The 16,533-nt window shown below is 45.4% G+C and carries 12 protein-coding genes; 10 read left to right on the plus strand and 2 right to left on the minus strand.

Features of this window, described 5'->3' with window-relative positions; translation table 11 throughout:
* Positions 1 to 3: 3 nt before the first annotated feature.
* Positions 4 to 1,053, minus strand: coding sequence for a DctP family TRAP transporter solute-binding subunit (locus ACUUHJ_RS07040; RefSeq protein WP_289676629.1), 1,050 nt, complete (start codon positions 1,051 to 1,053; stop codon positions 4 to 6).
* A gap of 102 nt (positions 1,054 to 1,155) precedes the next feature.
* On the opposite strand from ACUUHJ_RS07040, the gene ACUUHJ_RS07045 reads away from it, so the two are divergent.
* From ACUUHJ_RS07045 to ACUUHJ_RS07090, 10 genes are all read left to right on the plus strand, one after another.
* Entirely contained in the window at positions 1,156 to 2,727 is a 1,572-nt protein-coding gene (locus ACUUHJ_RS07045) for an ATP-binding protein (RefSeq protein WP_472301152.1), read from the plus strand.
* Complete coding sequence (locus ACUUHJ_RS07050; RefSeq protein WP_472298527.1) at positions 2,714 to 3,475, plus strand: response regulator; 762 nt, start codon at positions 2,714 to 2,716, stop codon at positions 3,473 to 3,475. The genes ACUUHJ_RS07045 and ACUUHJ_RS07050 overlap by 14 nt, the downstream gene beginning before the upstream one ends.
* Positions 3,462 to 4,829: a sigma-54 interaction domain-containing protein gene (locus tag ACUUHJ_RS07055; protein WP_472298528.1), complete on the plus strand. Its 1,368-nt coding sequence runs from the start codon at positions 3,462 to 3,464 to the stop codon at positions 4,827 to 4,829. The genes ACUUHJ_RS07050 and ACUUHJ_RS07055 overlap by 14 nt, the downstream gene beginning before the upstream one ends.
* A gap of 48 nt (positions 4,830 to 4,877) precedes the next feature.
* Positions 4,878 to 5,807: a S66 peptidase family protein gene (locus ACUUHJ_RS07060; protein WP_472298529.1), complete on the plus strand. Its 930-nt coding sequence runs from the start codon at positions 4,878 to 4,880 to the stop codon at positions 5,805 to 5,807.
* A gap of 208 nt (positions 5,808 to 6,015) precedes the next feature.
* Positions 6,016 to 6,390, plus strand: coding sequence for a DUF4280 domain-containing protein (locus ACUUHJ_RS07065; protein ID WP_472298530.1), 375 nt, complete (start codon positions 6,016 to 6,018; stop codon positions 6,388 to 6,390).
* 37 nt (positions 6,391 to 6,427) lie between these two features.
* Positions 6,428 to 9,556, plus strand: coding sequence for a deaminase domain-containing protein (locus tag ACUUHJ_RS07070; protein WP_472298531.1), 3,129 nt, complete (start codon positions 6,428 to 6,430; stop codon positions 9,554 to 9,556).
* A 20-nt stretch (positions 9,557 to 9,576) separates the two neighbouring features.
* Entirely contained in the window at positions 9,577 to 10,251 is a 675-nt protein-coding gene (locus tag ACUUHJ_RS07075) for an Imm3 family immunity protein (protein WP_472298532.1), read from the plus strand.
* Positions 10,252 to 10,315: 64 nt separating this feature from the next.
* Positions 10,316 to 11,530 carry an IS256 family transposase gene (locus ACUUHJ_RS07080; protein WP_289673754.1) on the plus strand — a complete coding sequence of 405 codons (1,215 nt, stop codon included), beginning with the start codon at positions 10,316 to 10,318 and terminating at the stop codon, positions 11,528 to 11,530.
* A gap of 915 nt (positions 11,531 to 12,445) precedes the next feature.
* Positions 12,446 to 13,303: a hypothetical protein gene (locus ACUUHJ_RS07085; protein ID WP_472298533.1), complete on the plus strand. Its 858-nt coding sequence runs from the start codon at positions 12,446 to 12,448 to the stop codon at positions 13,301 to 13,303.
* A 346-nt stretch (positions 13,304 to 13,649) separates the two neighbouring features.
* The gene (locus ACUUHJ_RS07090) at positions 13,650 to 14,258 is read left to right on the plus strand and encodes a hypothetical protein (RefSeq protein ID WP_472298534.1); all 609 of its coding nucleotides are present in this window, start codon (positions 13,650 to 13,652) and stop codon (positions 14,256 to 14,258) included.
* A 170-nt stretch (positions 14,259 to 14,428) separates the two neighbouring features.
* On the opposite strand, the gene ACUUHJ_RS07095 is transcribed toward ACUUHJ_RS07090, so the two are convergent.
* A complete protein-coding gene (locus ACUUHJ_RS07095) occupies positions 14,429 to 16,432 on the minus strand; it encodes a serine hydrolase (protein WP_472298535.1) in 2,004 nt (667 codons plus the stop codon).
* Positions 16,433 to 16,533 lie beyond the last annotated feature (101 nt).

Here is a 16,533-nt window from a genome sequence, read left to right on the forward strand (position 1 = left end):
GCTTCACCGGCGTTGGTGGAGCTCTCTGATTTTCTGCATCAAGGGTTCTCCGATACTCGGGGCGAATTGATCGTAGACTGGCTGCAATGCTTCGATCCAGGCCGCACGTTCTTCTGCTGTCTGCATGTGGATGTTCATCCCCCCATTTTCTTGGAGCAAGCGTAGTTGTTTGTCATTCATCGAAACAGCCAACTGATTATTGTAAGCTGTCGCTTCCTGCATCGCTTCTGATATCGCCTGCTGAATATCGGCGGGGAGATTGTTCCAAAACGTTTTATTAATCACGACGGCGTAGCCCAAATAACTGTGATTGCTGATCGTCATGTGCTTTTGAACGTGGTAAAGCCGTTTGGTGTACACATTGGAGATCGTATTTTCTTCGCCGTCTACTTTTCCGGCAGCCAGCATGCTGTATAATTCATTGAAGGAAGAGCCTACAGGGATTGCCTGGAGCGTGCGAAACTGGGATTCGATCACGTTGCCTGGAATGATGCGCAAACGTTGGCCGACAAAATCGGAAGGCATAATCAACGGGCGGTTGGCTGTCACTTGCTTAAAGCCGCTTGCCCAAAAGGCCAGCCCTTTCATGTCGGAATCTTCAAGCTTATCGAATAGTATTTGGCCGATTTCCCCATTGAATACAGTTTCGACGTCCTCTTGCGATCGAAACAGATAAGGCAGATCGAGGACAGCCCACTCGGGAATCGTGTTCGACACATAGGAGAATGCAGGGGCGATCATCTGGATTTCGCCGTTTTGCAAAGCAGTCATCTCGGTTTTCTCTGTGTGAAGGATACTGTTGGGAAAGACTTGCACCTCTACACGTCCGTTTGTCTTTTCCTTCACGAGCTGGGAAAAACGTTCGATAGTCAAACCCTTCGGCGTGTTTTCCGCGATCACGTGGCTGAACTTGATGATAATTTGATTGGACAGCCCTACCTGTTCTTCGTCGTATCCTCTGTTGTCCATTAGGAAATCTGGACCGAAGCCGATAATGACAGCGCTCACAAGTCCGAGTATGACTATGAATGTACTGGTTACCAATGATTTCATTTTCAAACACCTGCTTATGTTGAATGAATGTAAGTGAGTTGCAAACCCAATGGAAAGGAAAGAACGAACCTGCTCGAACGATTAACAATTAAATGGAAGATTATGCTGCTCTCCGTCGGAATCGTTCTTTTTTCCTTGATCATCGGAAACTTGATCATGGCCGGAGGGATTATTCGGATTACGGAAACCCAACTGGGACAACGGCTGATGACCACAGCGCGCACGGTTGCGACGATTCCAAATGTACAAAAAAGCATTCAGGAACCAGACGGGTGGAAGGTGATCCAACCGACAGCCAACAACCTGCGCGTCGTCAATGATGTGACGTATATCGTCGTACTGAATAGGGAGCGTGTTCGTTATTCAGACCCATTAGATGAGCGGATTGGTACGGTGTTTATGGACCCTGCGGTTGATGAGGCTTATGCCGAGCACTCCTATTTTCAAAAAGTCATAGGAGAGATGGGAACGGCTCTGCGGGCATACGTGCCGATCATGGATGACCAGCATCATCAGGTGGGTGTTGTCTTGGTCGGACGTGTCATGCCTGATGTCTGGGGGATCTTGTACAGCGAGCGAAACAATATCGCGCTGACCTTTTTCCTCTCCTTATTGTTCGGGGTGTGGGGCTCCTATCAGTTGGCCCGTCACATGAAAAAGCAGATGCTCGACTTGGAGCCGGACGAAATCGCGCGAATCCTGGTAGAGAGAACCGCAACCTTCCATGCCATGCATGAGGGAGTAATCGCTATCGATAATCGGGAGCGAATCACGATCTTTAACGACAGGGCGAAGCAAATTTTTGGCATAGAAGGAGAGGTGCTGGGCAAGCACATACGGTCTGTCCTGCACGACACCAGATTACCAGAAGTGTTGGAGCTTCGCCAGAATTTTACGAACACGGAAATTCACGTCGGCAATACATTGCTCTGGTCCAACCGTTTTCTGATCAAGGTCGAGGAAAAGATCGTCGGTGCCATTGCGATTTTTCAGGACAGAACAGAAGTGGCGAGAATGGCGGAGGAGCTGACGGGCGTAAAAGAATTCGTCGGTGCACTACGGGTACAAAATCACGAGCACATGAATCATTTGCATACTATCGCAGGCTTGCTTCAGCTCCATCAGCATGAAAAGGCACTCACATATTTGTTCGAGGTCAACGAGCAGCAGGAGGAGCTCACCTCCTTTTTAACAACAAGGATCATGGATGAGAATTTATCTGGGCTCTTGATCGGCAAAGTAAGTCGCGGAAGAGAGCTGGGCATCCGTGTTGTCATTGATCGCAGGAGTCATCTGGAACGTTTTCCGCCGTACATGGATCATCATAATTTCGTGCTCATATTGGGAAATCTGATCGAGAATGCCTTTGATTCACTAGAGCGCATCGAACGCGAGGAGAAGGAGATCATGATCAGTATCGAGCAAGACGATGAGATTTGCTCCATTTTGGTGGAGGACAATGGAATCGGCATGGACGAAGAGACGCGCCGACATATGCTGGAACGGGGATTTTCTACGAAAGAGCGTGTGCACCGTGGACTTGGTCTGCATCTGGTGCATCAGTTGGTCAATAAAGGGGGAGGCGAGCTGGTTTGCCATTCGGCACGCGGAGAAGGGGCCAGCTTTCTCATAACGTTTCCGATGGGGGAGGTGGACAGTCATGGAGAAGGATAACGATCACATTCGCGTACTGATTATGGAAGACGATCCGATGGTACAGGAAATCAACAAGCAGTTCATTGAGCGCGTCCCGGGCTTTGTCGTGGTTGGAATTGCAGCCAACGGGGCAGATGGACTCAAGCTAGTGAAAGAGCTCACTCCTGACTTGGTGATCATTGATATTTTCATGCCGATCCAGGACGGGGTGAAGGCGCTGATGGAGCTGCGCGCCGCCAAACATGCAGTGGACGTCATCGTCGTAACAGCTGCCAAGGACAAAACCACGATCCAGTCCATGCTGCGCAATGGGGCGATGGACTATATAATCAAGCCATTTCAGTTTGAACGGATCAAGCAGTCATTGGAAAACTATCGAGAGTTTCGCCGACGGATTGAGTGGGAGGGAACCGCGTCCCAGGATGAGGTCGACCAGCTGCTATTCCGCAAAAGCCGGGAAAAGGAACAAGCCGATGCCACTCCAGCCAGAGCAGTGCTACCGAAGGGACTACACGCTGTCACTATGGAGCAGATCATGCGCCAGATCGAGAAAGAGAGTCAACCGCTATCGGCAGATGACGTGGCCGAACGCGTAGGGATCGCGAGAGTGACGGCCAGACGCTATTTGGACTATCTGGAGAAGAGCGGGAGTGTCAGAATGGATGTCAGCTATGGTGGGGTAGGCAGACCGACGAATCGCTATGTACGTGTCACTCCACAAGATGCGGGGGGCATGGGGGGTAGAGAGCGCCATGGTCGATTATGAATCGTTATTAGGTTCGCTGTTTGATATCGTGCACGTAACAGACGCAGAAGGCAGAACCTTGCATGGCTCAGGACGATATGAGGAATTTTTCGGAATCGATCCAAGGGAGATGATAGGCAAACCGATCGAGGAGTTTTATCACCTCGGCTACTTTGCGCCAACGATCACGATGCGGGTCATTCGCGACAAGAAAAAGGTACACACGATTCAAACCACCCGCAAAAATCAAAAGCTTTTTGTGGAAGGCACACCGATTTGGGATCAGGACGGGAATTTTAGCGGAGTGGTCCATACTTTCATTGATATAACGAGCCAGGAGCAACTGCAGCAGGAATTAAATGAAGTCAAGTACGTCGGGACGGTCTTGCAAAGTGAAATGACCAAGGAGAACAACAGACAAAAAGGAGAGACCAGCTTGATCTACCGCAGTCAGTCCATGGAGCAGGTCGCCATGTTGGCCAAAAAACTGTCGCAGGTAGAATCATCCATGATCCTGCTAGGAGAATCAGGTGTCGGAAAAGGCGTGCTGGCAAAATATATCCACGAGTGTAGTCCGAGAGTGGACAAGCCATTCGTGCACATCAACTGCGGAGCCATTCCCGAGACATTGCTTGAGTCAGAGCTGTTTGGCTATGAAAAGGGTGCTTTTACAGGAGCATTCAAAGATGGTAAGGCAGGTTTGATTGAGAAGGCAAACGGAGGCACGCTGTTTTTGGACGAGATCGGGGAGATGTCACTCTCCTTGCAAGTGAAGCTGTTGAATGTGTTGCAAGAAAAAACGATTACGCCCGTAGGCAGCTCTGTTTCGCGAAAAGTCGATGTAAAGCTGATCACGGCTACGAATAAAAACCTGCGACAAATGGTCAAGGAAGGCAAGTTTCGCGAGGATTTGTACTATCGCATTCACGTCGTCCCATTGGAGATTCCGCCGCTGCGCGAACGGCAGGAAGAGATACCCGTGCTCGTCCATTATTTTCTGAATGTCTTTTCGCAAAAGTACTGTTTGGAGAGACAGCTCGCAGATACCTGCTATCGCATCCTCAGTGAATACGATTGGCCTGGCAATGTGCGGGAGTTGGAAAATGTAGTGGAACGGCTCGTCGTCACGTCTCACGATGTCCTCATTACGCCCGCGCAAATTCCGCGTTACATACATAACCAAGAGTACAGGGAGTACAAAGGGATCAAGGTCGATCGTGTAATGCAGATGCAGGAAGCAATGGACGAGGTGGAGCGGCAGCTCGTGCACCGGGCGTATGAGCAGCATAAGACGACGACAAAGGTGGCGGAAGCGCTCGGAATCAGCCAGCCGTCTGCAAGTCGCAAGCTGCGAAAATGGCTATGCACCATTTGACACAGATGTACGATAATGGGGAGAGAACCCGGAGGAGGAGACTGACAGATGAACAAAGGGAAAGCATTGCGAGCGGGAGATACAATCGGAGTAGTGGCAACCTCTAGCCCTGCTACAGAAGAAGTGCTGAACAAAGCAATGGCAGAGCTGCAAGGTCTGGGATACAAGGTGAAAATATCGGATACGTGCCGAGAATCGTACGGTGGGTATTTGGCGGGAACTCCTGAGCAACGGGCGGCTGAGCTGAATGCCATGTTCGTCGACGAGGAAGTGGACGGGATCATGTGCATGCGCGGTGGTTACGGTTCCCCGCAAATCCTGCCTTTGCTCGATTATGACCTCATCGCCCAAAACCCGAAGCTGTTTATCGGCTATAGCGACATTACGGCGCTGCATACCGTTTTCGGACAGCGTGCGAATCTGGCTACCCTTCACGGACCAATGGCTACCTCAGACATCGCGCATGGACTGGATGACTGGTCCAAGCAATATTTGCTGCGCGCCATGACTCGCCCCGAGCCATTGGGAGCAATCATGAATCCGCCGGGGGAAGAAATCGTCTGTCTCGTCGAAGGTCAGGGAGCAGGACCCGTAGTCGGCGGGAATCTCGCCCTCGTCTCCGCCTTGATGGGCACGCCTTACCAGCTCGATACGAGAGGCAAGCTGTTGTTCCTGGAGGATATCGACGAAGAGCCGTACCGGATTGACCGCATGCTGACACAGCTTGCCCAGGGTGGCTTGTTTGATGATTGTGCGGGCGTCGTCATCGGGACATGGACCGATTGTGAGCCGAAAAAGCGCGAAGGCTTCTCTGTCTGGGATGTGTTTCAACATATCGTCGTACCGTACGGAAAGCCGACCATCTGGAACATTCAGATCGGACATGGAGCGTGCAACATCGCTCTCCCTATGGGCGTAGAGGCTAGTCTCGATGCGACAAACGGTGAACTGGTGATCGAGGAGAGCGTAACCATATAGTGTGAATATGTTTGAATTCAAGAAGGCTTCCCCCAACACGTGTAGCGTTGGTGGGAGCCTTTTTGGGTTACTTAGAAAAATAAGGAAACAGGACGTTTGACCCATAAATTATTTTCCAATATATCCCGATTATTAGATGGAATGTAAAAATAAGACGGAATATGGAAGTTGCTTGCGTAGGATTTTTTTGGAAGGGGAGATAGGTCTAATGATGCTAGCGTTACTTCAAGCACTTACAATGGGGTTGTTCAGCCCCGAGTACTCATATGTCGTGCGGGGAGCGACCCTCAAGTGCAGTCAGGGAACCGACCCCGGCATTTTGAATTTACCCTGGTGCCATGGCGTTTACAGCCTTAACAAGCCTGTCATGAATGTCGCCGATCACGTCCCCGGCGTGAATATCGGATGCTTTGGGTTTTGTAAAGCGGTAGGAGGAGATAAGTGTGTACCACAGACGTTCTCGAAATGGACAGATGGAAAACACGATGTGCTCATCGACAACGAGCATGCCTTGCTGAGCAGGTCGCAGCTCGTTTGCAATCGTTCAGGCATTATCACGATTGAAAAAGACGGTCAGGATTGACGCTTCCCGCGCTTGCTAGAGAAGGAGGGGAGAGAACATGCAGCGTACGAACGGCGTCATGACCTATCAGGATATAAAAGTCGTCTGGCCATATGGACCGATCCGGCTAGATCAGCTAGAGTTCGTCCATCAAACAGGCGCGCATGCCAAGCTCACGATCACAGGAATTGTCCCGGAAGACAAAGAGGACGAGATCATCAATCGTGCCGGCACCCACGATCCCATCGAGCTGTACAAGGTGGAAGGCGGGGAAAAACAGCCGATTTTCATGGGGCGGCTGGATCATGTGGAGATCAAGGTCGTACGAGACATTCACTACGTCACAATAAAGGCCGTGTCGCATACAAATGCGTTGGATCTGAGCGTGAAAACACGTTCGTTTCAACAGGTGAATCGGTTGTACCGGGATGTCGTAGATGAAATCATGTCCGTCTATCATGGTGGAGATGTCATCGATCAAGCCTTCGACGACCGCCAGCAGGGCAAATACATCATGCAGTACGAGGAGACAGACTGGACTTTTTTAAAACGAATCGCTTCCCATGTCGGAGCCGTCCTCGTCCCAGATTTGAGTGCGCATAAGGTACGCTTGTGGATCGGCATGCCCGAGGGACGCAAGCAAATCAAGCTGGAAGAAGAATCGCCATACGAGGTCAACCGGGCCATCGCGCCGTACATGAAAAAAGCCGCAAACGGCTCCTCGTCCGTCAGCGAGTACCAGTACACGACGTACGCCTTCGATTACGACGACCTGCTGCAAATCGGAGATGAGGTGCAGCGGGAAGGGCAAACGTTTGTCATTACAAAAGTGACTGGGAAGCTGGAGCAGGGGCTCCTGAGGTGGAGCTACGTCTGCGCTGTGCCAGAAGCCGTCAAGCAAACGAAGCTGTACAACAAGGCTATCATCGGTGCGGCAATCGACGGAAAAGTGATTCAAATCGGACGGAATCAGGTCAAGCTCCATCTGAACATGGACAAAAAGCAAGAACCAAGCAAGGCCCAGTGGTTCCCGTACGCAGCGGAAGGAAACCAAATTTTGTACCTCATGCCCGAGCTCGGCTCAAAGGTAAAGCTGTACTTCCCAAGCGCCGATGAAGACGACGGCATGGTCATGAACTCCGTGCGCCATGCGCCCAAAGGAGCCGCTGCCGAGAAACAGGAGCGGCAAATGCAAGACCCCGGTGTGAAGACATTTGGGAATCCGCAGGGGAAAGAGTTCACGCTCGGGGATAAAGAGCTGACGATGACCGCCAAGGAAGGGATGCTTTACATCTCGATGAATAAGGATGTAGGCGTCAGTCTGAAAAGCACCTCGAATGTGAATATCAGTGCGAGTGGTGCCCTGACCTTGAAAGGGGCAGCCGTGTCTTTGTCCGGGACGGAGAGCTTGAACGTGAAAACGGCGTCGGATACGATAGAATTGTTGAAGGAAAACAAATCCAGCAGTGAGGAGATTAAGCTGGAGGCGAGCAAACGAACGAAGTACAACCAGCTATTTAGTGAATTTGAAAAACAAGTACAGGCTAAAGGTATTGAAGCGGTGAAGAACGACCGAATACGGGCCAATTTCGATGCAGAAACTGCAGCGAATAAACAATACTGGGAGGATAATTTATCTGCGCTTTGGAGTGGTGTGGTCGATTCAGCAGATATTGTGTTTACCGCATTAATGCTCGGCCACGCAGAAGAATTTTATGAAGGGGTAAGTGGTAAAGAGGTAGGATCACTAACAGAGCGAAATCAAATCGCAAAAGGAGTCGTGCAAAGCGCTACCGATACCATTAATTATGCGGGGCAGGTACTTTCAGGGGATAAATCGCTGAGAGAAATGGGAACAGATTTGTACGAAGTAGGCAAGGCGGGCGCAAAAGATTTATACAGCGACTACGTAGAGCCTTTTGTAAAAGATGCGGAATACATGTTGGATGACACTGTAAAAGGCGGCATGTGGACCAGGTCGATTGAAGAAAGCTACGAAAAAGGTAGCAATCAAGGCAAGAGAGATTTGGCTATCGCCGAGCTGCTACTAAGCCGTGGGGCTGCGTCTGCCTATAAGCAAGGAGTAAAAAAGGCAATTGACTTACCAGATGGGGATGCCCAACGTGGAAAACGAGACGGTGGAAATGGAAAGGGATTACTTCTCGATGGCGTTGATAACAACCGGAACAGTAGCGCATCCCTAAAGGGTGGAAAGCTAAAGACGCAGGCTAAGAGTTTTCCAAAATCGATCGAGGAATTACAAAAAGAGGTTGATAAGCTTCTTAAGCAGATGGGGAACGTGTTTGGTGGAAGAATTGTTGTTCTCCGAAATGCTACTACGGGTCAACTTATGGTTTATTGGGCTAGGCATGATGATTTGCCTGGTAATGGAGGCGGTGGTGGTGGGAATCATCGTCGTAGGGATGGGGAGGAAGACCGGGAGAGAGAAGAAAGAGACAGAAGGGACAGCGAAGAAAGGGAGAGAAGGGAAAGAGAAGAAAGAGAGAGAAGAGAAAGAGAAGAAAGAGAGAGAAGAGAAAGAGAAGAAAGAGAGAGAAGAGAAAGAGAAGAAAAAGAGAGAAGAGAAAGAGAAGAAAAAGAGAGAAGAGAAAGAGAAGAAAAAGAGAGAAGAGAACAAGAGCAAAGGGATACTGAGGGGACGGGTAAGACTGATCCAAATGTAAGCTATGGTAAGGTGTTTCCAACAAGATTAATTGATTTAGAGACAGAAGGACACATTATTGATAGAGTTAGAGAGTTAAGGAGCAAGCTTTCTAATAGACTGAAAAAAGATTCTAATTTTGCTTACTCAGAAGTAAATATAGAAGGTATAGATAAAAAAGAGTTTTATGCACATAGTGGTTTAAATGGAGATAACAAGGCAAAAGATTATGCTGAGTATTCATTAAAACCAAATAAACCTAAGTATGAGGCTACTCAAGCACCAGATAGAAGTGGTAAAGTTTTTAAAAGAGACATGGATACAGAGTATAAAATTCTAAATGATTTGGCAGCCAGACTAGATAAATTATCAGATCCTTCAAAGGCTCGTGGGAAAATAAAATTATTCACTGAAATTGATACATGTGCAAGTTGTAGTAGGGTTATTGAGCAGTTCCACAGAGATTATCCGGGAATTGATATTGAAGTAATTCATAACGATGGAAATATTATCGTACCAGAATAACTATAAGAGGTGGTTTGAGGATGAAACGAAATTACGAGGCTTTACTTGGTGCATTTTATGGAAAATATTTTGAGTTCAAAAATATGAAAATGAGTAATGATGAAGCACTTGCAAGAACCTCCAATGATTTTGAAGGTGTATTAAAATTAGGTGAAATGGAAAATGCTGTAGTTCACATTGCGATAGGAAATATTATCTTATCACATACGCGGACATATTATAAAGTAAAAGACCAATTAATTGAGGTTTTAAATTCAATAGACTTAGAAAAACTTCAACTGGAAACTTCTCTAGATGAATACCAAGACATTCTAGAACGAAGAGATATGGTGCTAGATGAAATTGATAATATACAAATTGACTACGATCCTTATGCAAGATGGTATAGCTTTGAGATGGAAAAAGAAGTTAAGAGTTATTTTGGAAATATTATATGTGAAGATGAAAGCGAGCTTGTTGAAAAAATAATCGAGCGTTTCGAACGTGATTGTGATAATACACTTAGTGAAAATATTGTTGTTAAAACTACGCTTGCAGAATTACTAATTAGGCATGGAATTAAGTCGAATGAACAAATTGTAAAAATCAGAAGTGAGCTGGAACAGTTTGATTTGAATAATGTTGGGAAACAATTATCAGAATTTGAGAAGCTAGACCTGTCTATCCGAATTAAGGAAGTATTAGAGAGTCTGTAAAATATTTTGTGTAAACTCTCAACCTCTAAACTACAATTAGGAGTAGAAAGGTTGGGAGATTTTTATGATGTCAAAAGAGCAGATCAAGCAGTGGATCAAAGAGAAAAACATGAAGTCAGTGGACGACGTACAGTCAGCGTTAAAGGATCTATTCGCAGACACGATCCAAGAAATGCTGGAAGCTGAAATTGAGTCCTCTCTTGGATACGCCAAGCATGACATGAAAAACAAGCGGACAACCAACAGCCGCAATGGGTATAGCAAGAAAACCGTCCGCTCTGAGTATGGGGATGTTGACATCCAAGTACCCCGGGATCGAGAGGGTGATTTTGAGCCGAACATTGTAAAGAAACATCAATCCAATGTGACAGGGATCGAAGATCAAATTCTCGCCCTCTATGCCAAAGGCGTATCCACACGCGATATCCAAGACCATCTGCAACAGCTCTATGGCATCGAAGTCTCACCAACGCTCATATCCAATGTAACGAATAAGATTGTACCGATGATCAAAGAGTGGCAAAATCGCCCCTTACAAGCGGTTTATGCTGTTGTTTTCCTTGACGCCATTCACTTTAAGGTAAAACAGGACGGAGCTATCGTCAATAAAGCCGCCTATATGGTCATTGGTATTGACCTTGACGGTCATAAAGATGTGCTCGGGATCTGGATTGGGGAGAATGAATCAGCAAAATTCTGGCTGCATGTACTCAATGAACTGAGAAATCGTGGAGTGCAGGATATTCTCATTACGAGCGTCGATAACCTTCGAGGCTTTACAGAAGCCATTTCAGCATGTTATCCGAAGACGGAGATTCAGAAATGTGTCATCCATCAAATCCGAAACTCCATCAAGTATGTTTCCTATAAGGATCTAAAAAAGATTACGTCCGAACTGAAACCCATCTATAAGGCTCCAACGGAGCAAGCTGCATTGGAAGAACTCGAGCAATTTGAACAAGCCTGGGGCAGTAAATATCCCTTGATGGTTCGTTCCTGGCGAAATAACTGGGATGAGATTGCGACTTTCTTTAAATATCCCCCAGAGATTCGAAAGCTGATCTATACAACCAACGTCATCGAGAGTTATCATCGACAGCTCCGAAAAGTGACAAAGGGAAAAGCCATGTTTCCCACAGACGATGCCCTTCTGAAGATGCTATATCTCGTGACCATGGATGTTCTGCGAAAGTGGACGGGACGCGTCCAGAACTGGGGACAGATTCTCTTGCAGCTATCCGTTTTCTTTGAAGATCGAGTACAGCCGTACATTCGGTAACAAATGAAAGGCTTCATCCCCGAAGGGATTATCTTTCTCTCCACCAATGCGTCAAGGGTTCGCTTCGCCTTACGCCCTTGACTCTATTGGCTTCGAAAAAGAGGTCCCAATTAGGGGGATGAAACCTTTTCATATATCGGTTGATTGAGTTTACACAAAAATCTTGACAGACCCAAACGCCACAATGCGAGCTAACCGCCGTGTTGTGGTCTTCTTTGTTTCTGTCACCGTCTCAGCGGTTGATGGATAGAACCCACCCAGTGCGGAATGCATCGGGTGGCTAAGCTCAGGCAGACTTAACCCATGTAATACCCGCATAGAGATTTCTTCATTTCAGTTGTACGCACATGGAGATTGAATTTTATACCCAATTTAATGTAATAGCATTGCATCGAACAGGTCGATTATGGTCAGATACCACCATGATTGACCTGTTTTTTGTTATCTTCGCTTTCTTGCGTTTTTTTAAATGATCGCAAAAATGCACGTATATAAAACGATGTATAGGGTGTAAAGCCAGCCAAAAAGAATTTTCGCAACTAACAGAGGGGAAGCTCCGCCTACTAACAGTGTAAGAGTTAAAAATCTGATGACGATCAGTTTACATATAACAGGTAAGACAACGTGAAGGCTCAGTTAATTGAGCTATAAAATATCAAGAAAGTCACTAATCACAAAAGTGCAGTAACTGAGCATGATGCTTAATCGACAGAATTAACCGATACGTCCAAGTAAAAATACATTTGACAAATGTAGACAACAATAGGAAAATGTGCTACGTTTTATTTGTATGGAAAAAAATAGGAGGTTTCGGAAGGGAAAATTGTTGTGAAATGAGCATATCCCAATGAAACGTAAAAACAACTAATGCGTCATAACAAATATAATGATACACAGTGGAAAGGAATGGCAAAGATGAAAGTCAAAAAAATTGTAACTGCATCTTTAGCAACGACGACCCTTCTTGGGGTTATTGGACTTTCTAATTTTGCAAGTGCATATTCAGAAGATGTTTGGTTCGATTCTTATGGAATAGATGTTTTCGATGGAGATCCTCTGGATTCAGTTACAGATGTGTTTGGATATACACGAGGCGAAGGAGATGTTAAATCTGTAAAGGTTTATTACGAAGTTTTCCGTGATGGTGAATATTTAGACAAGGCATCCAATACAAGAAATGGTTTTAGGGTAACAATCACAGAAGACCATCCAAATAAGAAAAAGAGTAGTAATTGGGAGGTAAATGCTGTACATCGAATAGATGATAAAAATGGAGATTACGTCAAGGAGTTCAGTGAGGATAAACTTAAAAAGGGTGCGGAAGCAATTGCGCCAGAGAGCGCTGAAGAATCAAGTTCTAAAAAGGGTGACATTCAACATTTACGTTCAGCAGAATATCAAGAGCAGTTAGAGAACACTTGGGATGACATCATGGAAGCACACAATTTAAATAAAGATGAGTGGATTGTTTGTGACAGTTCTCAATATGAATCGCTAAAAGAGCAACCTCCGGGTTCTTTAACCTCTAAGGATGTTACCTCATTATTTGTCCAATCAGTAGAATTCCCCAAAAAGGGTGGAGATAGTGTTCCTTTGATATTAGTGCATGAGAAGGAAAAAAAGGCACTCTTATTGCTAAAGCGTGGTAAGGGTGAAAAAGTAGTTGTTTACTTTGGTAAAGAAAATAGCACCAAAAACAACAAGGCATCGTCAAGTCGTGAAAAAGATGGCGAAGGCGATTGGGTTATTGAAAAGGTAGAAGAAAAGGAATAAATCAAAGAAGACTATCCCTCAGTCATTAATTTGAGTTTGGGACAGTCTTCTTTTACATGTTCTTCTGCCTGTCTAGAGAAGGTTTAACATAAGAACATTAGCAAAGTTGATTGTATCTGATTATGTTAAATGATTTGCATGATATGATGGCACATTCTGACGAGATATTTGAAGGACTGATAAGAGCAAAGGAAGGCATAGTTAAAGCGGTAACAAGTGCCTTGTATGATGGAATGAGATACATAAAAATCAACAATGAATACCTGGGTAACGAATGGAAATTATCAAAGTACGTTCGGTGATTGGCAAGACATTTTCAGATCTTTTGATTGAGGGAGAGTAAGCAATGAAAAAATTGTTAGTTTCTTTAATCCTACTATCTGCGACAATCTTTTCTGCTTGTAATTCCCAAAAGCCTAATTCTAATACAACAGAAATGAGTCAACAGGTTACGCCAGTGAACAAAACAGATGGATTAATTAATACTGTAAATCAAGCTTCGAATACGAAAACAACAGACTTATCTAGCAAAGAACTAAAACAATATTTAAACTCAGTAAAATCAGACATCTCAGCAATAACCGAGAAAGACAATGAGACAGGGACTATTTCAGTTATGGAATCCCATATGGTATTTCCGTTTGTATTTGTGAAAAGCTTAGGGGTTTCATTCATTTTTCCAAATGATACAGATGATATAAATCCAACCTACCTGAATGTAAACAAGGCTACAAACATTAGAAATGTTAATGTAAAAGGCGCAATGCCAGGAATGAATTTTAAAGATATAATGAGTAAACTTGAAAATGCACAGGTCAAGAAAACGTGGGTCTCAACAGAAGATAATGTGGCTTATAAAATTGATTATAAACTCGACGGTGTCGTGTATACTTTTATTTCATCTGATGAACTGGGAAATGAATCACAACTATTTATTTCCCTAGACGATAACTAATATAAAATGTAATTAAATTTAAATTTTTCAAGGCGGTTGTCAATCTGGTGACCGTCTTTTTCTTATTTTTCAAAGGCTTATTCCAACTCGAACGACGAGGAGGAATAAGCCTTTGAAGCATGCCAAAAATTCAAGGGAGAAGGGTACCTACTGTATGAGGAAACAGCTACTTACCGCTTAACCGGCAAAGAATGGTAGCCAAACGCTAAATCAATCATGGCACTTGCTTCCTGACGCTTCAACAAATCTTTTGCGCGGAATGTAAAAGAGCCATCTGCGCTTAACTTCGTATCAGGATCGACAATACCTTGTGAAGCAAGAGTAGTGATCGCATCTTTTGCCCATGCATCGGCTTTGTCTTGCAGCTTCACTTTGCTGGTTGCCTCCGGTTCAAGCTGCTTCAAAGTTTGGATCATGACAGCAGCGGCTTGTCTTGAGATAGGTGCCGAAAGGTTCAAATCAGGGATGCTCGCGGCCAATTGCTTTCTATTGTTGGTTTCATCCCCGGGAAATCCGTACCAGCCATTTGCTTTGACCAGGGCGTCAATAAATTCTCCTTGTGTCATGGTACCTGTAGGATCAAATTGACTTCCTGTTTTTGCTCCCATAATGGAAAGAGCGCTGAGATTGTTGATATAGGTCTTATAGCTACTGCTATTAGATACGTCTGAGTAAGTCTCTTTCCTATCCATTTTTTGTGAATGGGCAACGGCAAGTGAGACGTTTTTTGGGGTGGAATAATAGAAGTATGTAATGTTACCGTTTTTCTCTTCCTTGAATGCGATTTTACTGCCTTCCTCATCTACAAACAGTAGTGGATGAATCATGCGCAGCTTTTGTTTTCCAATGGTTGCATCTTCCACCATAAGTGAGCCATTCTCGTAGGCAATAGAAGTACGGTTCCAAAAGCCACGCGTATTTTGGTACAGCCCGATGTATTTTTGCGCATCCTTTTCACTCAAGGGCAAGTAAACAGGCTCCGCTTTTTCTTTTTCCGGGAAATAATGATCCATGAACTCTTTGAAAATATCGGATCTCATGTCTGAATCATTGTTGTAGGACATATAAAAGGCAGTTTTTTGTTCAGGGATCAAAACGATCAGGGAAGCATGTCCAGTAATGTTTCCACCCTTGAAAACAACGTGCTGACCATTTGCCAGATCTCTATAAAGGTTTTCAAAGCCTACTGTTGTGACCGGGATGTCCTTTTCTGCGAAAATTTGATAAGAATGCATCAAGTCCATGCTTTTCTGGCTGACGATTTCCTTGCCGTCAAATTTTCCGTTTTGCAGGTGCATGATCAAGTACTTGGCCATGTCTTCTCCCGTTGATAGAATGCTTCCCTGCGGACCATCAGTTGGAAGGAATCCATCTGCCGGATGTGGCTCGCCATTAGGACCGTAATGGGCAGCCATTCTCTTCAAGAGCTCAGGCTTTGAGCGAACGCTACTCGAGGTCATTCCGAGAGGCTTGAACACTTTTTCATCCATATACTCGTTATAAGGAACTCCACTTGCTTTTTCCACGGCGTAGCCAGCGAGTAAGAATCCAGTATTATCATACGTATAGACCTCGCCAGGTGGTCGGATGACGGTCGGCATATTATTCTTTGAAACGAATTCAGCCAGCGAGATGTCTTGCTCGGTGTATTGTGGACCAAGAAAGGTAGTGATGTCAGGCATATCGAAGCCGCTTGAGTAGGTAAGCATGTCGTACATGGTGAGTGGTTTTCCGGTCTTATTAGGAATTTTTAGCCCACCGAGGTATTCCTCTACATTGCCATGCAGGTCTATTTTGCCCGCATCGACTTGCTGCAAGACGGCCATGGCGGTAAAGGTTTTCGATACAGAGCCAATTTGGAACACGGTGTCTTTATCAACAGGGATTTTCTTTTCCTTGTCAGCGAAGCCGTAACCTTTGTTCACGAGAACCTTGCCATCACGGACGACAGCAAAGTTGGAACCATTGACATTAAATTTTTTCATCTTCTCTGCAAACAGTTGATCGGCAAACGCTTCTACTTCTTTGGCATCCAGCGGTCCTTTTATGTTATTGGCAGCAATGGAAGTAGTCTGATTGGATTCCATTGCGCTGAGCGGCTGCGTGCATACGGTAATCAAGCTCGTAGAGAGAAGAAAAACTGCGAGACTCATTTTTTGAAAAGCTTTTTTCATATGGGATTCTCCTTTGGGTTTTGCTAATACGTTTTGGCGCATCGACTCCAAGAGTGAGCGCTTTGCACAGTATGGCAAAGCTTATGTCATACTCGGTAGTA

The sequence above is a fragment of the Brevibacillus schisleri genome (assembly GCF_055685845.1).